The organism is Verrucomicrobia bacterium S94, assembly GCA_004299845.1.
Classification (GTDB): Bacteria; Verrucomicrobiota; Kiritimatiellia; order Kiritimatiellales; family Pontiellaceae; genus Pontiella.
Genome location: CP036201.1, coordinates 1523858 through 1546720 on the forward strand (window position 1 = coordinate 1523858; position 22863 = coordinate 1546720).

The following is a 22863-nucleotide window of genomic DNA, read 5'->3' on the forward strand; positions in this document are numbered from 1 at the left end:
GCGGTTATCCTTTAAGAGGTTCATACGTACTGGAGGTGAAAATCCGCTCATGCTGATGCCCGTCGAACCGGCGGATATACTGATCATTGCTGTTCATATATTCATGCGTCAGCCCCCATTCGAAAATTTTGAAAGGGATCGCTGAATCATCATTTTTACGCAGTAGCCCCATGGCATGCGGTGCATTCTGTATATACGCCAGAATTTCAAAATTAATGCCGTCAGGCGCCCACTGAATCGTATTGCGCTCCGGTCCGTCGGTGGTAATCAGCGACCCGATACCGCCGTTATAGTGCCAGACCGCCACTTCATGACCGCTATTGGAAATCGGATTGAACGGCGATTTTTCATAGGGCCCGAACGGCGAATCAGCCATCGCAACACCGTGCCGGATCTCGCGCCCGCCGAAGTTGATCTCCCAGCCCATCTGTTCCCCTTTATAATACAGATGAAACCTGCCGTTATAAACGGTGAGATAGGGATCGTGTACCTTATGGCTGTCGAAATCACCTTTTTTAATCACACTGAACCGGTCGTGCGGATCATTCCCCTTCCATATGCCGTTGTCCGCCGGACTCAGAATCGGTTCGGGATGCTTTATCCAGGGGCCATACGGCGATGCAGCCGACGCAATTCCGATCTGCTCTTTTGCACGCTGGATGTAGGGCGACTTTACCGTCTGGTAAACCAGATAGTAGGTTCCTTCATGGTTTAACACCTCCGGGGTAAACACGGAGCGATCATCAAAAGCCCCGGCTTCTCCCCGGCCCACGGCACATTGATCTTCGTTCCACGTAATGCCGTCCTCCGACGTCGCATGCCAGATTTCGGCATAATCCCAGGGCCACACTTTATCATCGAAATTATCGGTAAAACCGGCACTCGGTCCCTCCGACTTCGTATACCAGACATGATACAGTCCGTTCTCAAACAGGACAGAACTCGGATCACGCCGCGTGACGCCTTCCTCATAAGCCAGATCCCCCTTCAGGTCACTGACCGAAAAGGTTCCGTACCAGTTGTTGCTGCGCTCCGGCCAGGCCAGCGCCCGTTTCGAGGCGGCACTTAAACAGTCCGGGTTGGTGATTCCCAGACGTTCCATTTTTTCATCGGTATATTCTGAAGACATAAGCATACTCACACGGTTTATATTCTGGCAGGATAATTTCGAGACCTTCGCCTTCCTGCCCCCACTTCAACGGCCCTTCATGGCCGATCAGTTCAATTTCGGAAATACGGCCGTTGTAATGATGGCTGCCCAGTGAACGGATCGGCAGCACGCCGGATTCCGGCCAGCCCAGCGCAATCGCATAAAGCTGTCCGCCACGGGTGGTATAACGGATGTCACGATCCGTATACCCATCAAACGCCATATCCGCCAGATGCCCCTCCCGGGCTTTTGAAGGTCCTTCACCATAGATGATCCACGGCCGGGTTCTATAGATCGCCTCACCATTCAGCTTCAGCCACCGGCCCATATTCTTCAGGCGCTGTTGCTGTTCTTCCGGAATCGTTCCATCCGGGTGAGGAGCAAGATTGAGCAGCAGACAGCCGTTCTTACTGACAATATCCACAAGATCGCCGATGAGCCGGTTTTCGTCATAGCACTCCAGATCCAGCGCCCAGCTCCATGAAGTTCGCGAAATCGATGTGTCCGTCAGCCAGGGTTCCGGATAAATCTCCGGCATCCGTGCCCGTTCCAGATCAACGGTACCGACACCCAGCGGAAAATCCGGCCGCTTAAAGGTCATCACCACCTCCCGGTTCCGCTCTGCCGCATGATTGTAATAATGGGCCAGCATTTTCTGACGGATATTCTCGGAAAGAATCTCCACCCGGTTGTCAAACCAGAGCAGATCCGGCGAATAACCCTCGACCACTTCCTTCACTTTCTCCAGCCAGACCTGTTCAAATTCAGGACTCGGCATCGGATCACACGACTTCGTTTGAATGCCTTCAATATGGCGTGCCGTTTTCGGCAGTCGGGGTCCGTACAGCGAGGCATTCACCGGATCTGCACAGTCCGTATTCTCCAGCCAGGTCGGGAACCAGCCCCACAGCCAGGAATGATGCATACTCACCAGAAACTTCATTCCCCGGTTGCGGACCGCCCGTTCCATTTCGGCCACCACATCGCGGCACGGCCCCTTTTTCGCGGCGTTCCAGGGATTCACGCTTGAATCCCACATGGAAAAACCATCGGCGTGTTCACCGACCGGTCCGGCAAACTGAGCCCCGGCTTCCGCAAACAGGTCCGCCCAGGCATCTGCATTGAAATGCTCTCCGGTAAAACGCGGCACAAAATCCTTGTAGCCAAACTGATCCACCGGTCCGTAGGTTTCACGATGGAACACATTATTCGGATGTCCCTCTTCATACATGCCGCACCCATACCAGTCCGTATTCCCCGGCGCTCTGGTCGCGGAATAGACCCCCCAGTGTGTATAGATGCCGAATTTGGCATCATGAAACCATTCCGGACATTGATAGGCCGACAGTGACTCCCAGTCCGGTTTAAAACGTTGATCATTCTTCATGAACAAATTCCTTTACCGTCGGCATTTTTTCATCAGCCGTTTTCACCCCCGGCGTATGGTTCAGACCGTCGAAATAGCGAAGATAGTTGCAATTGCCGAATTGTACTTTCCGTGTAATCGCCTCCGCACCGATCTCCTTCAGTCTCGGAAGGTCAACCCGTTCATCAGCAACCAGCAGCAGATATTTATTTTCCGAAACAACCGCACCTGCGGCATCCGTCATTTCCACTTCGATATGAAAACGGTCGCCCAGCTTTCCCGGAACTTTGCACTTCACCGTTGCAAATTCTGCCGAACTGTCCGGTTCAATTTCGCCGAGTTCAATCTCTTCCACAAACACATCTTCACAGCCTGATGAACGGAAGCAGACTTTCGCTTTACACCCGGGGAACGGTTCATAGCGATCATTCACCACCCACAGCCGACCTTCGAAATCCTCCCCGGGCAGCCAGCGTCGTTTCTCATAATCCAGTGAAATCAGCAGCGGCTGATAGGCCAGACGCAGATATTCATACGACCGCTTCGGCTGCTGATAATAATCAACCACGCCCCACTTCATATCCGGAGCGAAGGTAATGTAGTGACAGATGCAGAGTGCACTGGTTTTCGGTTTTCTCCGCCGGAAAAGTTCAAGGGCATACTGAAAATGAACCCCCTGCGTAATCTGTGTGGCCTCCACAAACTCCTGCAGTCCTCCCGTTGCCTGGGTACCGAGCACTTCAAAGTTCAGTGTCCGGAAAACATCAAAGTCGGTCCAGTGATGCCCCCAGCTCGGTCCGGGCGGCCACAGTTCTTCTTCCGGAATAAACTTTTTAATACTCTCCACATTCGGGCACGAGGAAATCGCCAGCTCAGGAACCGCCGCAAAATCCAGCTTACGGTAATACCGTTCAATGGTGTTGCGTCCTTCGCCGTAAAACAGTCCGTTGGCATGCACACTTTCTTTCGGTTTAAATCCCAGCGAAACCCCGACATCATCACTCAGCGGTGAAACCGGAATATAGTGCAGATCCGTATAGGGTTTAATGGCTTCACCCAGCTCATTCATCAGCCGAAGGTTGTGGGCCGGATCGGAGGCACTCATCAGTATTTCCTCACCGCCTTCGATGATCACCATACACGGATGATTCCGAAGCTGCTTCACCACATCAACCGCATCCGAGAAAATCGCCTCTTTATAGGCTTCTTCTTCCGGCAGCGACAGACTCGCTATCGGCAGAATATCCTGCCAGACGGTGATTCCTTCGCGATTACACAACTCATAGAAATACGGTATTTCCGTCGGGTGCCACCCGAAAATCCGCAGGTTGTTCATATTGGCCGCTTTTGCCAGCCGAATCAGCTCCTCATACTTTTCATCCGTTGCCCGGCCGAAAAAGATATCCGGCGGGCCGCCCCAGGTTCCGGAACGGATAAAATGACGTTTGCCGTTGATCATCACCGTCCAGGGATATTCAACCTCATCCTCCGTGAAGCCCGGGTTCATTTTCATTTCCAGCTCGCGAATCCCGAACAGCTGCTGCCGGGCATCCAGCGGCTTACCGCATTCGTTCAGACAGACTTCCGTTATATACAGATTCTGCTCCCCCAGGTCCCAGGGATACCACAGTTTCGCATCCTCAACCCGGACCGGAATACGGTACGTATTACGGCCGGGCCGCAACGTCTGCGGTACAGCAACCTCAACCTTCTCCGTTCGGACATTTTCGCCCTGAACCGTAACTTCCACATCAACCGTACGCTCCGTTTTCCCGTGATGCTCAATTTCAATCTCAAGAACAACATCGGCAGCCCCGTCATCCTTCACGGTGGTTTTCACATAAATGTCTTCAATCCGGGCTTCGTCATAAGCCTCCAGATACACCGGTTTCCAGATCCCGGCCGGAACCACGCTCGTCCAGTAATCCCCATGCCAGGCGGGTTTTCTTCCGGCCACCCGGCTGTAACGCCGGGGCGCCGGATGCAGCCGGACCGCCAGAAGGTTACGACCGCGGGCAAGCTGTTCAAAACTCACAAGATCCGTAATATCAAATGAAAAGGCGGTGAACATCCCTTCATGCGAACCCATTGGCGTTCCATTCACAAATACGTCACAGGCATAGTCGACCCCTTCAAAGGTCACCTCAATCCGCTTTCCTTCCATTTCCGGAGGAACATTAAAATGGCGCATATACCACCATTCATATTCATTCACCCATTTGGCTTTAAGACTGTTCCGGGCATAATGCGGATCCTCGATACGTCCGATGCGCCACAGGTCGGTAAAAACATCACCCGGAACATGCGCATGCGACCAGTCCAGCATATCGCCCATATGATCATGGTTGATTTCCGGAAACTTCTGCTCCATGCCCCGGCCCGGCAGACACCCTTCCAGCTTCCACAGAAAACCGCTCAGATCATGCTTCAGCCTTCCTCCGGCATGCCCGGAGCGGGATACCGCATTTTCCTCCGTCATCACCTGCTTATCATTCATCACACTTTTCATCATCGTTCTCCAATTTCTCCCGAACCGTTTAATCAGGAAGCCACAGCCTTTCCACGGCGCTCTTCCAGCTCCGCGCGGATCTCCATCATCTTTTCATGCGACAGCTTGTACTTCTGCAAAAGCAGGTATGCGACAGCCAGTGCGATGAACTTCGGCAGTACAAAGAAAAAACGCATCCGGAAAAGCATGCCGTCATCCTGCTGTTCCATGATGACCTCCTGCTCCATCTGACTTCTGAGCAGATTCACGGTGACTTCCGGAACATCCCCCTCATGGAACATGGCATCGGTCACCCGCATCTCCAGACTTCGACCGCTTCCGTCATCCGGAAAAGCTTTAAACATGCGGACAAAGACATTGTGCTCCGCCTTCTTTCCGGCCCGCTCCTCTTCAGACATGGCCTCAAACTGTTCCTGTGCTTTTTCCTCAATGCGGGTGAGCACTGTCTTGTCTTCAATTTTATTATCCAGCCCGACCGCAAACTGAATCAGGAGTCCACTCAGTACAGCCGCAAAGGTCATGGCGGATTTTGTAAACCAGTTGGTCGTTGCCGAAATGATCCCTTCCCGCCGACGGCCGGTCTGGTATTCATCCCAATCACACACATCAGCCCGCATGGAAATAATCAGAATCCAGAACCCGACCTCACCTATCGCCCAGAGCGGCTTGGTGACCAGCGCCAGCAGCGGACGCCCCGGAATCAGGGTGAAATACAGGCCCACCAGCGAAATCAGCATCGTGATCACACACCAGCTCATCAAACGATGTTTATCAAATTTATCCGCCATGCGTTTGATCGCATAGGCCGCAAACAGCGAATACACAACACGGAGCGTGCCCTCCACACCACCGAGTACGGTTCCGGCAAACCGGTCACCGTCAAAAATATAATAGACGTTCACATAATAGCCCAACGCACCGGCCGACATAATCGCCAGCAGATAGGTGCAGATGATCCCGATCACGATCATCAGCTGGGTATTTTTGAGCAGCGCCATAAACCCTTCCCTGAAGGTGGCTTTTTTCTTCTTCTGTTCCTCCTGTGCAATTTTGCGGTAGCGCTCTTTGCAGAAGATGCCGGGCAGCACTCCGGTGCTGATAACGATGACGGCAACCAGAATGCTGACCAGCCGTACGCCGTTGATATCACCGCCGACCCAGGGCTGCAGTGCCAGCCAGGTGGCCAGCGGGAAAAGCCAGCTCAGACCGATATTGCCGAACTGGTTCATATAGGAGCGAACCACAAAAATATTGGTACGTTCATTATAGTCGGCCGTCAGCTCTGTACCCAGCGATTCATACGGCACCGAAAAAATGGAATAGAACGTAAAAAACAGCAGCAGCGCACCCACCAGATAGGCGACAACCACCGTCTGGTTCCAGTCGGGAGAAGCCAGCCAGATGACGGGATAAAACAGACCGGTCAGTATCGCCCCGGTAATAACAAACGGTTTCCGTCGGCCGAATTTAGACGTCCACTTATCGGATATGGATCCCACCAGCGGATCGCTGACCGCATCCCACAGACGGGCCAGGGCCAGCGCCCCGGTCACAATACTTGCCGGCACCTTCAGGAAGTCATTGAAGAAGGGCAGAAAAAACAGATAGACAATCGAAACGTTTGCAAAATGGTCGGAAACAACACCCAGGCCATATGCAATTTTCTGATGCAGCAGCACCCGGTCTTCCGATTGGATCGAAGCTTCCCTGCCCTGTTTTTTTTCATGTTCCGGTTTTTCTGACATGCCGTTCTCCCTTATCGCACTGCATTGACTTCAACCGGTCCGGCTGAAAGTTTTAATTCATCCACCAGAGCCCTGACACTTACGGCCCCTTCTAGCACCAGCAGACATCGCCCCTGATCCGTAACCACACGATCCGACTGGAAGGGCTGTGTGCTGTAACAGGACCCGTTATCGATTCCCAGAATGCGACCGCTCCCCTCAACCTCGAAACGGATCTCGTACTCCTCCGCTTTGACCGGAATACCCTGTGCATCCACCAATTGGGCAATCACATGACAGCCGTCGACCTCCAGCATAACCGCCGAAGGTGCTCCGGCGGTTTTCAAACTATCCGATGCATCGGCCGCACGAGCCTCCAGCGTTCCGGCGGTATACGGCACCGCCCACTTATAGATATGATCTTCAAAATCCTTCAGGTGTTTAACACCGAGCGATTCCCCGTTCAGAAACAGTTCCACCGACGCACAGTTGGAATACACCTCTACCGCAATCATCTCACCGTCGGCATAGTTCCAATGGGTGTTAACGTCATGCCAGAACCAGGTTTTGGTTTTCCAGGCCTCGGAATCCTCTTCCCCGATAAACCCGGTCGATGCATCAAAAATATAAGGCGATTTTTCCAGCGTCTGGGTTGTCAGGTGTACATGCGGCTCATCACACCACAGCGTTTTCATCATGTGATACGATCCCTTTTCAAAACCGGCACTGTTGAGCAGTCCCGACCGCTTGGAACGCATGGGCCAACGCCCGGCACACTCTCCCAGATAATCAATCCCGATCCACAGAAACGTCCCGGCCACAAACGGGCGTTCCATAATGGCTTTCCACTCATGCCACTGACCCAGATTTTCGCAGCCCATCAAGGGAAGGTCCGGATAGTTTTCATGCCCATAATCATACAGCACCCGGCGGTAGCTGAATCCGATGATATCCAGCGCATCCGCATAGCCGGAACGGTAGCTGGCCGACGGCAGAATGCAGTTGGCAATCACCGGACGCGTGGTATCCATTTCCTTCGTCCATTTTGAGAGCTTCTGCGCCGTTTCACCGATGTCATATTTCCCGCGCGGAAGCGTCGCCAGCTCGTGATCAATCTCCTCCAGGCTGTTCGGCGGTGTGGTCCAGAAATAATTGCCCGTCGCCTTCATTCCGAAAAAACCGGTCGCTTCGGCATTACGCGGATACGTCCATTCAATCTCGTTACCGATACTCCACTGAATAATCGAAGGATGGTTCCGGTGCGCACGGATCACATCTTTCAGATCCCGCTCCGCCCACTCCTGAAAATGTTCCGTGTAACCGCGCGTAATATAATCATCATGCCGTTCATTCTGATTCAGCCGCTTATCTTTCGGATAATCCCATTCATCGAAAAACTCCTCCTGAACCAGCAGCCCCATTTCATCACACAGCGTAATAAACTCTTCGGAACCTGGGTTGTGAGCAATCCGGACCGCATTGCATCCGCCTTTTTTCAGGATTTCAAAGCGCCTGCGCCAGACATCCTTCGGTACGGCTGCGCCGACACATCCCGCATCATGATGAAGACAGACCCCCTTGATTTTCAGATTCCGCCCGTTCAGAAAAAAACCTTCGTTCACATCAAAGCGGAATGTGCGAATGCCGAACATGGTGGTGTATTCATCCAGCGTCACCCCGCCTCTTGAAACCGTCATCTCTGCCCGATACAGCATAGGCGAATCAAGATCCCAACACTGCGGTGAAGCAACCTCCAGCTGCTGAATCGTCTTTTCCGACGCCCGGACCGATTCCTCCGCGACCCGGTTCCCCGACGGATCATAAATCGCCGTGGTCAGTTCGGCTTCTTCCGGATGGCAGACCTCAACCTGCACCTGGACAACCGCTTTTTTATCCGTCACTTCCGGGGTCGAAATAAAGGTGCCCCATACCGGAATATGTGTTTTTGAAGTGCCGACCAGTTCCACATTGCGGTAGATGCCCGACCCGGTGTACCAGCGGCTGTCGCAGTAACGCGAATGATCCACTCGCACCGCAATCAGATTCTCCCCCTCAACCACCTGCTCTGAAATATCATAATAGAACGGTGAATATCCATAGGGATGAAAACCGATCTTCTGCCCGTTCACATACACCGTCGCATTGTTATAAATCCCGTCAAAATGCAGATAGGTCACGTCGGTTTTCAGCGCTTCAAAGGTTTTCCGGTACCAGCCTTCTCCACCGGGAAGCCAGCCGGTGGCCCCGTCGAAATCCTGACTGAACGGTGATTCCACGCTCCAGTCATGCGGCACCTGCACCGTGCGCCACGCCACACGTTCGTCGGACTCGTCCAGTTCTATCGCCGCGCCTCCTGCAAACCCCTGTTTTACAAATTTCCAAGCTCCGTTCAGTGATACCTTTTTTCTACTGCTCATTGAATATACCCCGTTGAAGTTGATCTATCCGTACCGACCTTTAAAACGGCAACCGACGATGTTCTGTATTTTCCCCCGCGAATGGCTGCGAAAAGATATTCCGGATGCCCGTTCCACATCAGCAGCTGCGGCCGCTCAAAACGATCATCCAGTTTGTTGCCCGTCGGCGGTTCCTTCAGATAGTGATGAGCCTGCAGATAACCGACCTGCGGTTCGTCCCAGTGGATCCCGTCAGCCGATTCAAAATAGAGTCCATACTGGTGATTCCAGTACCCCATATCACGCATCAGCATTTTAAACGTTCCGTCTTCAAACCAGACATAGGCATCCTCGCTCTGGGCATCTTCAACCACACGGCGAAGATCAAGAATCGGACCGCCCTGTTTTTCCCACGGACCGTCCAGGCTTTTGGCGATAGCCAGTCCATACTGGCGATAGGTGTTGCGCCAGTCATTTTCCCGGATATCCTTTTCCCGGTCGGCTACACACCACGATTTATAATACAGCCAATACTGGCCGTTTGGATGGCGTAGAAAAGCCGGATTTGACGTAATCATGGAATTCCAGGCTCCGGGGTCCGGATCCGGCTCAATAATCGGTTGATCCGACCGTTTCCAAGGACCGTCCAGCGAATCGGACGTCGCCATCCCGACGCGTTTCGTGGCCGCTGTTCCATCCGAATTCCCCATATAAAAAAGCACATATTTTCCGTCGACTTCATGAACGGTCGGATTGTGACAGGTCATGGCATCCCACCAGTCACCGCCGCGCCCCGTCACGGCAACATCCACGGTTTTATAGGGCCCGGCCGGATGATCTGCAACCGCATGGGCAATCTCACTGCAGCTGATCCAGCCCTGATGCGCCGCTTCGTTTTTCCAGCGCGAATAGAATACGTGCACCTTTCCATCCGGCCCGTAAATCGGCGAACAGCCCCAGACATTATAATCCGGATCATCAAGAATACGCCCGACGCCGAACAGACGTTTACTGAAATCTGAAAAGATCTCTTCAATCATGTTGTTTATCTCTGCTCACCATTACCTTCCCGACCGCCGGCGCACCGGCTGTCCCTCAGGATTCAGCCGGAAAGATAGGATGGATCTGAGATAAACACATATTGCATTATTTTCTATTTATTGCATAAATGCGCAGCATGCCTTCCATTAAAAAAGTGATGATGATCCAGAGTAATTACGACACCGAAACCCATAAGGGAATCGCGCGGGCGGCACAGGAACTTGGATGGCACCTTAATGTCAGCATGATGAATGCATTCCAGATTCCGAAACACTGGAAAGGCGACGGTATTATCTGTTCAATGGATAACAACCGGCAGCTCGAGGAATTTATCCGAAATGCCGGCCTGCCCTGTGTGGATCTCTCTGAATGGCGGTCCGATCTTCACCTGCCGCGGGTTTCGGCCGATAACAAACGCATCGGTCAGATGGCGGCCGAACACTTCCGGGCTTTCGGTCACCGCTCATTCGCCTACATCAGTTATCGGCAGCATCCCGTTTCGGAAGCACGCTATCACGGGTTTAAAAAGGAACTGGCGGCCCACGGTATGCCCCCTCCGTCCCGATTGGTCGGCCGCCACTCCCAGGACGAAATTATGCAGTGGCTTGACACCCTGGCCAAACCGAGCTCCATCCTCGCCTATAACGACGTGGACGCCGCATGGCTGTTGAGCAACTGCATGGAAGCCGGCTACCGCGTACCCGAAGATTTTGCCATTCTCGGAGTCGACAACAATCTGCTCATCTGCGAACACCAGCCCGTTCCGCTTTCCAGTATCAACCACGATCACGAACGTATCGGCTACGAAGGCGCCCAACTGCTTGCACAGATCATGAACGGCATCCCGCCCAAACAGGGCATCATCTATATCGAACCCGCCGGAATCACCCAGCGCGCCAGCACCAATGCACTCGCGACCAACGATCCCCTGGTCCGGCAGACCATGATCTACCTGCAGCAGAACCTGCGCCACCCCATCGGAACCCCTGAAATTGCCCATGAACTCGGTATATCCCGACGGAATCTGGAAAAACGTTTTCAGAGAGAACTCGGCAGCAGCATCCATAAAAAGCTGACCGAACTACGCCTTAAACGGGCCGAAAACCTGCTCTGCCACGGCACCCGAAGTGTCGAAGAAATTGCAGCCCTATGCGGCTTCTGCCACGCACCGCATCTCTGCCGCGTATTTAAAAAGGAATACGGCCTCTCTCCGCTCGCTTACCGTAAAGCCAATACCGGCACATAAGCTGTCCACAGAAACAGAACTGCGCGCCGGAATCCCAGCCGATTCCGGTTCATCCGTTAAAAGATGTTCAATTCAACGGGACAATGATCCGAACCGGTAATTTCAGTCAGAATGTCAGCAGACTGGATATGCTCCTGCAACGGGGCACTGATAAGAAAATAATCGATTCTCCACCCGACATTGTTGGCGCGGGCTTTTCCGCGATAGCTCCACCAGGAATATTTTACGGTTTCGGGATGCTGTAACCGGAAGGTGTCGATGAGACCTGCTTCAATGTAGTTGGTCATGCCCGCCCGCTCTTCCGGCGTATAGCCGGCGTTACCTTCGTTGGGTTTGGGCCGCGCCAGATCGATCGGATTGTGCGCCACATTCATATCTCCGCAGAGAATCACCGGTTTTGTTTTTTCCAACGATTGGATTTTCTGCAGCAGCAGGGCATCAAATTCCTGACGTTCGGCCAGACGGGAGAGATCATTTTTAACATTCGGAACATAAGTATTGATCAGGAAAAAGGATTCAAATTCCAGAATCTGAAACCGTCCTTCGGCATCGAACCGCTGATCGCCGATCGCGGTTTCAATGGATAGCGGCTCGAATTTGGAATAGATTCCGGTACCGCTGTACCCTTTCCGCTCGGCTCCGTTCCAATAGCTGAAATAGCCATCGTCCGAACCGGCAAGGCGGATCGGTTCCGGAAGATCGTCGTTATGCACCTTCGTTTCCTGCAGACAGAGCATATCCGGTTGATGGGCGCTCAGAAAATCTTCGAACCCTTTTTTCATTACCGCGCGAATACCATTCACATTCCAGGAGATCAGTTTCATACGTTTATACTGCTTTCGTTAAAATTAAGTCCTAATAATGACTCCAGACTGAAGAGCGTGCTTAATATTTGCAATCTTCTATATCTGACGATATGCGATCCGTTGTAGGCTGACTGTCAATTCAACCCGAACCCCACGCGAAAATTTTATGTCTAAACCGATTCCCTTTACCAATACCTATGCCCGTTTACCCGAACGTTTTTATGCCCGACAACGCGGAACTGCGGTGCCGGCGCCTCAACGAATCCGCACCAATCCCGCACTGGCACAGGAGCTGGGTATTGATCCCGCGTGGCTGGAAACTCAGGAAGCCCTCAACATCTTTTCAGGAAACCGGATTGCCGCGGGCTCCGAACCGTTGGCACAGGCATATGCCGGACATCAGTTCGGCGGTTTTGTGCCGCAGCTGGGCGATGGCCGGGCCCTGCTGCTCGGCGAAGTGATCGATCAAAACGGCAATCGGCGCGATATCCAGCTTAAAGGCTCCGGCCGCACGCCGTTCTCGCGCGGCGGTGACGGCAAATCGGCATTGGGTCCGGTGCTGCGCGAATATATCGTCAGTGAGGCGATGTATGCGCTGGGTGTACCGACGACACGTGCGCTGGCGGCGGTTGCCTCCGGAGAAGCAGTGATGCGGCAGGAGGGCCCATTGCCCGGCGGCGTTTTCACCCGGGTGGCGGCCAGTCATATTCGGGTCGGTACCTTTCAGTATTTTTATGCACGTAACGATGAAGATGCCCTGCGTGAACTGGCGGATTATACCATCGCTCGCCATTATCCCGATGCAGCCGAAGCGGAGAACCCGTATATTGCCTTACTGGACGGTATAGTTGCAGCACAGGCAAAACTGATTCCGCACTGGATGTCGCTCGGATTTATCCATGGTGTAATGAATACCGATAACACCGCGGTATCAGGCGAAACCATCGATTACGGCCCCTGTGCATTCATGGACGAATTTCATCCGAACTGTGTGTTCAGTTCGATTGACCACGGTGGGCGCTATGCATGGGGAAGCCAGCCGGATATGGCACGCTGGAACCTGAACCGTTTTGCCGAAACACTGCTGCCTCTGATCGATGGCGACAGCGGCACCGCGCTGGATAAAGCGAAAAAAGCGCTTATGAATTTTATGATCATTTTCCGCGCCGAATATGACCGCCGGTTCCGTGCAAAATTCGGTCTGCCCGCTGATGCCCCATTGGACATCGTGCGTAGCGGGCTCTCGCTGCTGACTAAACACCAAATTGATTTCACGCTGTTTTTCCGTCACCTCACCTACGAGAACCCGGACGAACTGCGCACCTTTTTTACGGATCCCAGTCCATTCGAAAGCTGGCATGCATCATGGAAAACAGCCACCCGTTCCAAACCGGAAACGGAAGCGATGCAGAAAGCAAATCCGGTTCTGATTCCGCGCAACCACCGTATCGAACAGGCCATTCAGGCGGCGTATGCCGGAAACTATGCTCCCTTCCACCGGCTCGTTGATGCACTGGCCAAACCCTATGAGCTCCGAAGCGAATATTCAGAATATGAAAAGGCTCCGATGCCCGATGAACTCGTTCATCAGACCTTCTGCGGAACGTAGCGTCCGGCTCAATACACCTCGGGGTAGAAATAATCCTTCCCCAGATAATTTTTAAAGGTAACGCCCTTGTCGGTTCGCGTCAGCTGCGCTTTATCAAGAATCGGAACTTTTCCGCCGCCGCCGGGAGCATCAATAACATATTGCGGAACGGCGAGGCCGCAGATATGACCATGCAGAGATTGAACGAGCTCAATCCCCTTTTCCACCGTGGTGCGGAAATGCTCGGAACCCCTGACGGGATCGCACTGCAGTAAATAATAGGGTTTCACGTTGATTTCGAGCAGGCCGTAAAACAGATCCACAAGCGATTGGGTGTCGTCGTTCACTCCTTTTAACAGAACCGTTTGACTGACCATTCCGATTCCATGGTCGGAAAGTTTACGGCAGGCTGTTTTTGTTTCGGGCGAAAGCTCGGCTTCGTGAATAAAGTGCAGACTGAGCCAGACCCGGTGTTTCCGAAGCACGTAACAAAGTCCGTCGGTAATCCGCTGCGGCAGAACCACCGGCACTTTGGAGCCGATACGTACCATGCGGACATGCGGAATGTTCCGGACGCGGGAAAGCAGCTCATCAAGCACGGAATCGGTCATTGTGAGCGGATCACCGCCGGAAATCAGAACATCGCGGATTTCAGTGTGCTCCTCAATATACCGAAATGTCTCATCAAATGTGGAAACATCGAACGCCAGCGGTTTTCCGACCATGCGGGAGCGGGTGCAGTAGCGGCAGTAGGTGGAACAAAAGGTTGTGGCCAGAAAGAGCACTTTGTCAGGATAGGTATGAATGAGGTGCGGTGTGGCGCGGTGATCCTCTTCTCCCAGCGGATCCGCCAGCTCTCCGGTGCCTACGTTGTTTTCGGCTGCAGTCGGAATGACGGTTTTGCGCAAAGCATCATTTTTGAGCAATGCGGCATAGTGCGGGGTTACGGCAAAGGAGAGCGGGATGTCGCCTTCAAACGCTGCGCGCTCATCGACGGAGAGGTTGATATATTCTTCCAGCTGTTCCCGCGTGACGATGCGATTGGCAATCTGCCACTTCCAATCATTGTAAAATTCATTATGGTTCATGTTTTTTTCAGACCGGATGAACAGGATGAGCTGTTATTAAATCAGGATTAATCTGTTTAGCCGGTCACAATACCTTTCATGTTGCGGACGGTTGACATGATAAAAACGGTCGGCATTATAGGCGGATGTCTACAGATAAAAACCAGATCGAAGTGCAATTAAAAAAGGTTCAGGCGGCTATGCTTGAAAGCCTGAACGATACCAACCTTAATCAGCTGATTTCCGATAATAAGAATATTCTCGGTAGCGGAAAAATGCTCCGTTCGCAACTGGTGCTCGCGCTGGGCGCGGCCAACGGAATTCCGGAGCGGGATCTGATCAACGCTGCGGCGGCTGTGGACATGATTCACGGGGCGAGTCTGCTGCACGACGATGTGATCGACGGCGGTATCATTCGCCGGGGCGCTCCGACCTTTTGGAAAAAATACGGTATAAACGGAGCCATTCTGTTCGGTGATGTACTGATGTTTAAGGCGCTGTCGCTGCTCGTAGAGGTCAACCGTGTGGATCTGCTGAGCGAACTGATCGACCGCACCGGCGAAGTCTGCCGGTCGGAAGTGGAACAGGAGCTGATTCTGCGCGGCTCACCCGGAACCTGGGAAGAATGTGAACTGGTCGGCCGTTATAAAACCGGATCGCTGTTTGCTTTTGCGGCCGTCGCCGGCGGAAACCGGGAAAAAGAGCAGACGGATGCGCTGCGCGAAGCGGGGTATATTCTTGGCACGGCCTACCAGCTGGCAGACGATGTGCTGGATGCTTCCGGAAATGAGGAAATTTCCGGAAAAACACTCGGAACGGATGATCAACGCGGCAAAACAACCGCTATTACCGCCACGAAAAACGCTCCGGAGGATCCGATTTCCTACCTTTTCCAACTGCTGGAAAAATCGTCCGATCTGCTGAAAATATGGCCGGAAATACATGCAGCATGGAATACGTTTTTAAAGATAACCATGATCCCTGTTTTGGAAAAACACGTAAGCGCATCCGTTGAATAGCAACGATTAACGCTTTCCAAACGAATCATGAGCGTATTTGTAATAATTTTGACTTTCCGCAACAGATCCAAATCGGTATAGAGATACCCATTACGCGGTTTTCCCCCTTTTTTCCGGGGGACTTCTGCGGGTAGAAATAGCATTCGATGTATTTTTATCTAATTTGTCTCATGACATTTTGTCTGAATAGCGATAGGTTTCTGCGCTTTTCAGCAACAAGGTGCGATTTTTCGTACAAGAAATCCGAGGAGTGAAAATAGCGTGGCTAACTTCAAAATTAAAAAAGGCTTCGATGTCAAGGTGGTCGGCAAGCCGTCCACGAACGTCGAAGAATATGCGAGCCAGCAGCTTTTCACGGTCTACCCTTCCGAGTTTGAAGGGCTGAAAGTTCGCCTTAAGGTTAAGGCGGGCGAGACCGTAAAGCGCGGTGACGTATTGTTTGAAAACAAGAAAAACGAAAAAATGGTTTTTCGTTCGCCCTGCGCCGGAACGGTCAAGGCTATCAACCTGGGCGCACGGCGTTTCCCGGTTGAAATCCAGATCGAGAAGGATGCGCAGAGCCAGGACAACGTTACGTTCGAGACCTATACCCGCGACAGTGTGGGACAGCTCTCCCGTGAACAGGTGGCGGATCATCTGCTGAACACCGGCGTCTGGCCGCTGATCAAGCAGCGTCCCTTTAATAAAATCGCTGATCCGGACGCTGCGCCGAAAGCGGTCTTTATCAATGCCTGCAACTCCGCACCGTATCAGGCGGATTTCAGCCTTATCCTTAAAGGAGACGAAGAGGCGTTTCAGACCGGGATCAATGCCCTGGCGAAACTGACCGAAGGCAAAGTGCATCTTTGCAAATCGGCCGGTTCCGACATACCGGACTTTAAAAATGCTGAAAGCCACACGTTTTCCGGAAAACATCCATCCGGAAACACCAGCGTACACATCAACCGGATCAGCCCGATTCTTCCGCACGATACAGTTTACACAATTACAGCCCAGAATGTGATCCTGATCGGGAAAACCCTGCTGACCGGCGAACTTCCGAAAACCAAAATCATCGCACTTGCGGGACCGGCGGTTAAGGAAGAATTCCGCAAATATTATAAGGTGGAGATTGGCGGATCACTGGAATCCCTGCTGAGCAAAGCGATTCAGGGCGACGACGTCCGGCTGATTAACGGCAATGTTCTCTGGGGCAGCCAGATAAAGGCCGATGCCTGCGTTCCGTATTATGGATCGGAAATATTCGCACTGGAAGAAGACCGCTCGCGTCACCTGCTGGGCTGGACAACACCGGGCCTGTTCCAGTACAGCGCGCACCGCGTGAATATCTCCTCTTTCTTCGGTTTTTCCCACGACTGGAAACTCGGCACTAATCTGCACGGTTCACACCGCGCCATGGTGGTTACCGGATGGATGGATAAATTCCAGCCGTTGAATATTATGACCGATTTCCTGATCCGTGCCGCGCTGGCACATGACACCGATGAGATGATTCAGCTCGGTATCCTTGAAACCGATCCGGAAGATTTTGCACTGGCTTCTTTTGTCGACCCGCACAAGACCGATGTCTGCGGCATCATCAAACGCGGCCTGGAAGAGATCGAGGAGGAAGGAATTTAATGAAAGCCCTATTCGACTTTATGGATAAGAACATTGCCCCGTTGTTTGAAAAAGGCGGCAAGTTCGAACGCCTCTACCCCCTGTGGGAAGCGGGCGACACCTTTAACCGCACACCGGCCGATGTCACCCCGAGTGCTCCGCACGTTCGGGACTCTATTGACCAGAAGCGGTTGATGATCTTTGTAATCTACGCCCTGATTCCATGTATTCTTTTCGGAATCTGGAACGCCGGTAACCAGTTTAATCTGGCAAACGGTATTGAGTCGACCTTCGGGGCCGACATGGCCCGCGGAGCACTGATGGTTCTTCCGATCATTTTTGTTTCGTATGCCGTCGGCGGCCTCTGGGAAGTGCTCTTCGCCGTCATACGACGACACGAAATCAACGAAGGCTTCCTGGTCACCGGCATGCTATTCCCGTTGACCCTGGCTCCGACGATTCCGCTCTGGCAGGTTGCGATCGGTATTTCGTTCGGCATCGTAATCGGCAAGGAAATCTTCGGCGGTGTGGGCTACAACATCCTGAACCCTGCTCTGACCGCCCGTGCATTTCTCTTCTTCGCCTATCCGGCGCAGATTTCGGGCGATAAAGTCTGGGTGGGCTCACTTGCGGAATCCCCCTCCATCGTCAACAGCATCCTCGGTCATTCCGGTGAATATGTTGACGGGGTAACTCAGGCCACGCCGCTTGCTGTTGCTGCGGCGGCTAAAGGAAGCGGAATGGCAGCGGTTGATGCCCTCAACCATGCCGGCTATACCCTGCAGAATATGACGGTCGGAAATATTCCGGGATCAATCGGCTCCACCTCCGTAATTGCAATTCTGATCGGTATGGGCTTCCTGATGCTGACCGGCATCGCCTCCTGGCGCGTTATGGTCAGCGGGATTATCGGATGCGCTATGATGGGCCTGCTGTTCAATGCGCTTCCGCTCGACAATGAGTTTGCATCATTGCCCTGGTTTTACCATCTGGTTATGGGCGGCTTCCTTTTCGGTATTGTCTTTATGGCCACCGATCCGGTTTCCGCATCAGCTACGAACGTAGGTAAGTTTATCTACGGCTTCCTGATCGGTGCTCTTACTGTATTGATCCGCGTCGCCAACCCGGCCTATCCGGAAGGCGCCATGCTGGCGATTCTGTTCATGAACGTGATGGCCCCGCTGGTTGACCACTTCGTGGTTCAGGGACACATTAAAAAACGTACTGCTTATGCGAGGGCTTTGAACAATGCGTGAAGATACTAGAACCTTAGTTTTTGCAGCAGGCACCTGCCTGGTGGTGAGCCTGCTGCTCTCCGTGACTGCCGCGGCCCTCAAGCCGGCGCAGGTGGCCAATGAAAAACTGGATGTGAAGAAAAACATCATCAAAGCATTCGGTATTGACCTTTCAAATAAAGCGGAATGGACCCCGGAAAAAATCGAGGAAACATTTGCAACCTATATTGCTGATGCGTCTTCCGATGGACTGCTGGTCTATACCTGGACGGATGAGGGTTCGGATACCCCCTCCAAATATGCCTTCCCGATTTCGGGCAAAGGTCTCTGGGGTGATATCTATGGATACCTCGCCCTGCAGAGCGACCTCGAAACGATCGCGGGTATCAGTTTCTACAAACACGTCGAGACTCCCGGCCTCGGCGCGGAAATTGAAAAACCGTGGTTCCAGAACGACTTCAAAGGTAAAAAACTTTACGACGACGGCGTACCGACCGAATTCAAGGTTGTGAAACCCGGGGCCGAAAAAGATGACTCATCTGTAGACGGCATTTCCGGTGCAACACTGACCGGTAAAGGGGTGCAGGCCTTCATTCGTAAGGATGCAGCCACATACGCAGAATACTTCAACACGCTTAAGGAGGGCAAATAATGGCTTCCGCTGCTAAAAAAATATTAATGGATCCGTTTTCGGATAATAACCCGATTACCGTTCAGGTACTGGGCATCTGCTCGGCACTTGCGGTAACCGTTAAACTTGATACCGCAATCGTCATGACGTTGGCCCTGACCTCGGTGGTCTCGCTTTCGAACCTGGTGATCTCGTTGTTGCGGAATGTAATCCCGGCCGGCATCCGGATGATTGTCGAAATGGCCGTGATTGCCTCGCTGGTAATTATTGCCGACCAGTTACTGAAAGCCTACCTGTTTGATATTTCCAAACAGCTTTCGGTTTTCGTGGGTCTGATTATTACCAACTGTATCGTAATGGGACGCGCCGAAGCATTCGCCCTGCAGAACGGTCCCAAGGAGTCACTCCTTGACGGTCTTGGAAACGGTCTTGGTTACGGGATCATCCTGATCACGGTGGCCGCACTTCGTGAGCTTATCGGTTTCGGTACCCTGTATAATTTTCCGATTCTTCCCGAAAACTATATGGGCAACGGCCTGGTGCTTCTCGCACCAGGAGCATTTATCATCCTGGGGCTGCTCATCTGGCTGCAGCGCACCATTACCAAATATGTGGAGGAGTAAGCCATGGATCTGCTAAGTTTAGCCGTTGAATCAATCTTTATTCAGAACATCCTGCTGGCCTCGTTCCTCGGGATGTGCTCCTTCCTTGCCTGTTCGAAGAAGGTGGACACGGCCATCGGTCTCGGTTTTGCGGTCATTTTCGTTCTGACCATTACCGTGCCGGCCAACTGGGCCATTTACACCTTTCTGCTGAAACCGGGCGCTTTGGCCTGGGCAGGACTGCCCGATCTGGATCTGAGCTTCCTGAACTTTATCTGCTTTATTGCAACGATTGCCTCCATGGTACAGCTCGTTGAAATGATTCTCGATAAGTTCTTTCCGGCTCTCTACCACGCACTGGGTATCTTCCTGCCGCTCATCACCGTGAACTGTGCAATCCTCGGCGGCTCGCTCTTTATGGTGGAACGAAGCTATGGATTTGCAGAATCCGTGGTGTACGGCGCAAGTTCCGGTACCGGCTGGCTGCTGGCGATTGCCGCCATGGCCGCGATTCGGAAAAAGCTGCGTTACTCTCACCTGCCGGACGGCCTTAAAGGGCTGGGAATCACTATGATCATGACCGGCCTGATGGCAATGGCCTTTATGTGCTTCGCCGGCATCAGTCTCTAAGGGAATAAAGACTATGGAAAACATAACGTATATTATTTCAAGTGTGATCGTCTTCACTGCAGTGATTATGACGCTGGTCATTCTGCTGATGATCGCAGCAAAAAAACTGGTACCTCAGGGACTGGTAAAACTGGAAATCAACGAAGGGAACCGGGAAGTTGAAGTCAAACCGGGATCGTCTTTGCTGACCGCCCTTTCCACGGATAAAATCTTCCTTCCGTCAGCCTGCGGCGGTGGTGGCACCTGCGGCATGTGCAAATGTAAAGTGCTCGAAGGCGGCGGGGAGCTGCTGCCGACTGAAGCCGGTCAGGTCACAAAAGCCGAAGCCAAGGAAGGCGTGCGTCTGGCCTGTCAGCTGAAGGTCAAGGAAGATATGAAGCTCGATATCGAGCCGTCTATCCTCGACATCAAGAAGTACGAATGCACCGTTCGTTCCAACGACAATGTGGCTACCTTTATTAAAGAGCTCGTCGTTGAACTACCGAAAGGCGAAAAGCTCGACTTCCGAGCCGGCGGTTACATTCAGATCGACGTTCCTGCCTATAAGGATCTTTCATACAAGACGTTTGATATCGCCGAAGAATATCGCAGCGACTGGGATAAATTCAATGTGTGGGACAACGTTGCCTCAAACGATGAACCCTGCTTCCGGGCATATTCGATGGCCAACTATCCGCTCGAGGATGACATCATCATGCTCAACATTCGTATCGCGTCGCCGCCGCCGGGCACCAGCTATCCGCCGGGCATCTGCTCCAGTTACGTATTCAGCCTGAAACCGGGCGACAAAATTACCATCTCCGGTCCGTACGGTGAATTCTTTGCCAAGGAAACCGATCGCGAAATGTGTTTCATCGGCGGTGGTGCCGGTATGGCGCCGATGCGCTCGCATATCTACGATCAGCTCAAACGGATCGGCACAGATCGTAAAATCACCTTCTGGTATGGCGGCCGCTCGCTGAGAGAGCTGTTCTATGTGGAAGAATTCCGCGAATTGGAAAAACAGTTCCCGAACTTTGAATTCCATATTGCACTCAGTGATCCGCTTCCGGAAGACAACTGGGACGGACCGACCGGATTCATCCACCAGGTTGTATATGACAACTACCTCGATCAGCATGAAGACCCGACAGAGATTGAGTACTATCTCTGTGGACCGCCGATCATGCTCAAATGCGTGAAGGATATGTGCTACGATCTCGGTGTTGAACCCGAAATGATCATGGCCGACGACTTCGGCATCTGATTCCCGGCGATTGGGATGGCCCAAATCCCCTGGAATATACAAAGCCCGCCCTGAATTACAGGACGGGCTTTTTTCATACCCCACTATTCCCTGCTCTGCGCGCTTTGATTTGACCTGCCGGCCCGTACCCCATAAACTGCTTTGAAATAAAGCGCATTCAAGAGGAGGAAATGGTGTCTGATCTGAAAAAACGGAAGAAAGGCTACAAAAAGAACGGCAAACTCGAACGCGAATACTATGAATCCGAACTGAGACGTCTTCAGGTTGAACTGGTTAAAATGCAGGAATGGATTAAACACAAGGGTCTGAAAGTCGTCGTACTGTTCGAAGGGCGCGATGCCGCCGGCAAAGGCGGAGCCATCAAACGCATTACCGAATGCCTCAACCCGCGCGTCTGCAGCGTGGTTGCAAAAGGGAAACCGACCGAACGCGAAGAGAAACAATGGTATTTTCAGCGCTATGTGCCCCACCTTCCCGCTGAAGGTGAAATGGTGCTCTTTGACCGCTCCTGGTATAACTGCCCCGTGGTCGACCGTGTGATGGGCTTTGTGAGCGAAAAAGAGGTTGAGGAATTTTTCATTGCCTGCCCCCAGTTCGAAAAAATGCTGATCCGCGCCAATACCTATCTCGTTAAATACTGGTTTTCAGTCAGTGACGAGGAACAGGAACGCCGTTTCAAAGATCGTATGGAAGATCCCACTAAACGCTGGAAAATCAGCCCCATCGATATGAAATCGCGTAAAAAATGGGTGGAATATTCCAAGGCCAAAGACGAGATGTTCGAAAAAACCGACATTCCCGAGAGTCCCTGGTGGGTGGTGGAAGCCGACGATAAGAAAAAAGCACGGCTGAACTGTATTTCCCACCTGCTCAGCCAGATTCCGTATGAAGATCTGACCCCGGAACAGATTGAATTACCTCCACGACAGGATTACGGCGACTACAAACGGCCGCCCCATGCTGAACAGAACTTCATTCCGCATATTTACTAACGCAGATATAACGCCG

At 52.5% G+C, this 22863-nt stretch carries 18 protein-coding genes; 10 read left to right on the top strand and 8 right to left on the bottom strand.

The features are described 5' to 3' along the window. Positions 1–4 precede the first annotated feature (4 nt). Genes EGM51_06285 through EGM51_06310 form a run of 6 tightly spaced genes read right to left on the bottom strand, consistent with a single transcriptional unit; the run spans position 5 to position 10185 of the window. The gene (locus EGM51_06285; protein ID QBG49261.1) at positions 5–1135 is read right to left on the bottom strand and encodes a glycosyl hydrolase; all 1131 of its coding nucleotides are present in this window, start codon (positions 1133–1135) and stop codon (positions 5–7) included. Further along, complete coding sequence (locus EGM51_06290) at positions 1107–2537, bottom strand: alpha-L-fucosidase (GenBank protein QBG47019.1); 1431 nt, start codon at positions 2535–2537, stop codon at positions 1107–1109. Before EGM51_06290 ends, EGM51_06285 begins: the two co-directional genes overlap by 29 nt. After that, complete coding sequence (locus tag EGM51_06295) at positions 2527–5028, bottom strand: beta-galactosidase (GenBank protein QBG47020.1); 2502 nt, start codon at positions 5026–5028, stop codon at positions 2527–2529. Before EGM51_06295 ends, EGM51_06290 begins: the two co-directional genes overlap by 11 nt. A gap of 29 nt (positions 5029–5057) precedes the next feature. Continuing rightward, a complete protein-coding gene (locus tag EGM51_06300; GenBank protein QBG47021.1) occupies positions 5058–6770 on the bottom strand; it encodes an MFS transporter in 1713 nt (570 codons plus the stop codon). Positions 6771–6781: 11 nt separating this feature from the next. Then, positions 6782–9166, bottom strand: a complete 2385-nt coding sequence (locus EGM51_06305; protein QBG47022.1) for a DUF4982 domain-containing protein — start codon at positions 9164–9166, stop codon at positions 6782–6784. Further along, positions 9163–10185, bottom strand: coding sequence for a glycosyl hydrolase family 43 (locus EGM51_06310; protein QBG47023.1), 1023 nt, complete (start codon positions 10183–10185; stop codon positions 9163–9165). The genes EGM51_06305 and EGM51_06310 overlap by 4 nt, the downstream gene beginning before the upstream one ends. Positions 10186–10313: 128 nt before the next feature. Here EGM51_06310 and EGM51_06315 point away from each other — a divergent pair, with 128 nt between their 5' ends. Beyond that, entirely contained in the window at positions 10314–11432 is a 1119-nt protein-coding gene (locus EGM51_06315) for a helix-turn-helix domain-containing protein (protein ID QBG47024.1), read from the top strand. Between the two features lie 56 nt (positions 11433–11488). Here EGM51_06315 and xth read toward each other — a convergent pair whose 3' ends face one another. Beyond that, the gene (gene xth, locus EGM51_06320; protein ID QBG47025.1) at positions 11489–12256 is read right to left on the bottom strand and encodes an exodeoxyribonuclease III; all 768 of its coding nucleotides are present in this window, start codon (positions 12254–12256) and stop codon (positions 11489–11491) included. Positions 12257–12404: 148 nt separating this feature from the next. Here xth and EGM51_06325 point away from each other — a divergent pair, with 148 nt between their 5' ends. Further along, complete coding sequence (locus EGM51_06325; GenBank protein ID QBG47026.1) at positions 12405–13847, top strand: YdiU family protein; 1443 nt, start codon at positions 12405–12407, stop codon at positions 13845–13847. Positions 13848–13855: 8 nt separating this feature from the next. Here EGM51_06325 and EGM51_06330 read toward each other — a convergent pair whose 3' ends face one another. Continuing rightward, complete coding sequence (locus tag EGM51_06330) at positions 13856–14914, bottom strand: KamA family radical SAM protein (GenBank protein ID QBG47027.1); 1059 nt, start codon at positions 14912–14914, stop codon at positions 13856–13858. A 125-nt stretch (positions 14915–15039) separates the two neighbouring features. Here EGM51_06330 and EGM51_06335 point away from each other — a divergent pair, with 125 nt between their 5' ends. The 8 genes from EGM51_06335 (at position 15040) to ppk2 (ending at position 22847) form a co-directional block, all read left to right on the top strand. Beyond that, positions 15040–15912 (top strand): polyprenyl synthetase family protein, encoded by an 873-nt coding sequence (locus tag EGM51_06335; protein QBG47028.1) that lies wholly within the window; start codon positions 15040–15042, stop codon positions 15910–15912. Positions 15913–16098: 186 nt separating this feature from the next. Continuing rightward, positions 16099–17532, top strand: coding sequence for a Na(+)-translocating NADH-quinone reductase subunit A (locus EGM51_06340; protein ID QBG47029.1), 1434 nt, complete (start codon positions 16099–16101; stop codon positions 17530–17532). After that, positions 17532–18767: an NADH:ubiquinone reductase (Na(+)-transporting) subunit B gene (locus EGM51_06345; protein ID QBG47030.1), complete on the top strand. Its 1236-nt coding sequence runs from the start codon at positions 17532–17534 to the stop codon at positions 18765–18767. The genes EGM51_06340 and EGM51_06345 overlap by 1 nt, the downstream gene beginning before the upstream one ends. Beyond that, positions 18760–19398, top strand: a complete 639-nt coding sequence (nqrC, locus tag EGM51_06350) for an NADH:ubiquinone reductase (Na(+)-transporting) subunit C (GenBank protein ID QBG47031.1) — start codon at positions 18760–18762, stop codon at positions 19396–19398. The genes EGM51_06345 and nqrC overlap by 8 nt, the downstream gene beginning before the upstream one ends. After that, positions 19398–20000, top strand: coding sequence for an NADH:ubiquinone reductase (Na(+)-transporting) subunit D (locus EGM51_06355; GenBank protein QBG47032.1), 603 nt, complete (start codon positions 19398–19400; stop codon positions 19998–20000). Before nqrC ends, EGM51_06355 begins: the two co-directional genes overlap by 1 nt. Positions 20001–20003: 3 nt before the next feature. Further along, on the top strand, positions 20004–20609 hold the full coding sequence (gene nqrE, locus EGM51_06360; protein QBG47033.1) for an NADH:ubiquinone reductase (Na(+)-transporting) subunit E: 606 nt from the start codon (positions 20004–20006) through the stop codon (positions 20607–20609). 13 nt (positions 20610–20622) lie between these two features. Continuing rightward, positions 20623–21855: an NADH:ubiquinone reductase (Na(+)-transporting) subunit F gene (locus tag EGM51_06365; GenBank protein ID QBG47034.1), complete on the top strand. Its 1233-nt coding sequence runs from the start codon at positions 20623–20625 to the stop codon at positions 21853–21855. Between the two features lie 170 nt (positions 21856–22025). Then, positions 22026–22847 carry a polyphosphate kinase 2 gene (ppk2, locus tag EGM51_06370; GenBank protein ID QBG47035.1) on the top strand — a complete coding sequence of 274 codons (822 nt, stop codon included), beginning with the start codon at positions 22026–22028 and terminating at the stop codon, positions 22845–22847. The last annotated feature ends 16 nt before the right edge of the window (positions 22848–22863 follow it).

Coding starts and splice junctions, on each gene's coding strand:
- EGM51_06355 (QBG47032.1), top strand. CDS start 19,398: ATGGCTTCCGCTGCTAAAAAAATATTAATGGATCCGTTTTCGGATAAT.
- EGM51_06310 (QBG47023.1), bottom strand. CDS start 10,185: ATGATTGAAGAGATCTTTTCAGATTTCAGTAAACGTCTGTTCGGCGTC.
- EGM51_06330 (QBG47027.1), bottom strand. CDS start 14,914: ATGAACCATAATGAATTTTACAATGATTGGAAGTGGCAGATTGCCAAT.
- EGM51_06325 (QBG47026.1), top strand. CDS start 12,405: ATGTCTAAACCGATTCCCTTTACCAATACCTATGCCCGTTTACCCGAA.
- EGM51_06345 (QBG47030.1), top strand. CDS start 17,532: ATGAAAGCCCTATTCGACTTTATGGATAAGAACATTGCCCCGTTGTTT.
- EGM51_06300 (QBG47021.1), bottom strand. CDS start 6,770: ATGTCAGAAAAACCGGAACATGAAAAAAAACAGGGCAGGGAAGCTTCG.
- nqrC (QBG47031.1), top strand. CDS start 18,760: ATGCGTGAAGATACTAGAACCTTAGTTTTTGCAGCAGGCACCTGCCTG.
- EGM51_06335 (QBG47028.1), top strand. CDS start 15,040: ATGTCTACAGATAAAAACCAGATCGAAGTGCAATTAAAAAAGGTTCAG.
- xth (QBG47025.1), bottom strand. CDS start 12,256: ATGAAACTGATCTCCTGGAATGTGAATGGTATTCGCGCGGTAATGAAA.
- EGM51_06295 (QBG47020.1), bottom strand. CDS start 5,028: ATGATGAAAAGTGTGATGAATGATAAGCAGGTGATGACGGAGGAAAAT.
- EGM51_06305 (QBG47022.1), bottom strand. CDS start 9,166: ATGAGCAGTAGAAAAAAGGTATCACTGAACGGAGCTTGGAAATTTGTA.
- EGM51_06290 (QBG47019.1), bottom strand. CDS start 2,537: ATGAAGAATGATCAACGTTTTAAACCGGACTGGGAGTCACTGTCGGCC.
- EGM51_06365 (QBG47034.1), top strand. CDS start 20,623: ATGGAAAACATAACGTATATTATTTCAAGTGTGATCGTCTTCACTGCA.
- ppk2 (QBG47035.1), top strand. CDS start 22,026: ATGGTGTCTGATCTGAAAAAACGGAAGAAAGGCTACAAAAAGAACGGC.
- nqrE (QBG47033.1), top strand. CDS start 20,004: ATGGATCTGCTAAGTTTAGCCGTTGAATCAATCTTTATTCAGAACATC.
- EGM51_06285 (QBG49261.1), bottom strand. CDS start 1,135: ATGCTTATGTCTTCAGAATATACCGATGAAAAAATGGAACGTCTGGGA.
- EGM51_06315 (QBG47024.1), top strand. CDS start 10,314: ATGCGCAGCATGCCTTCCATTAAAAAAGTGATGATGATCCAGAGTAAT.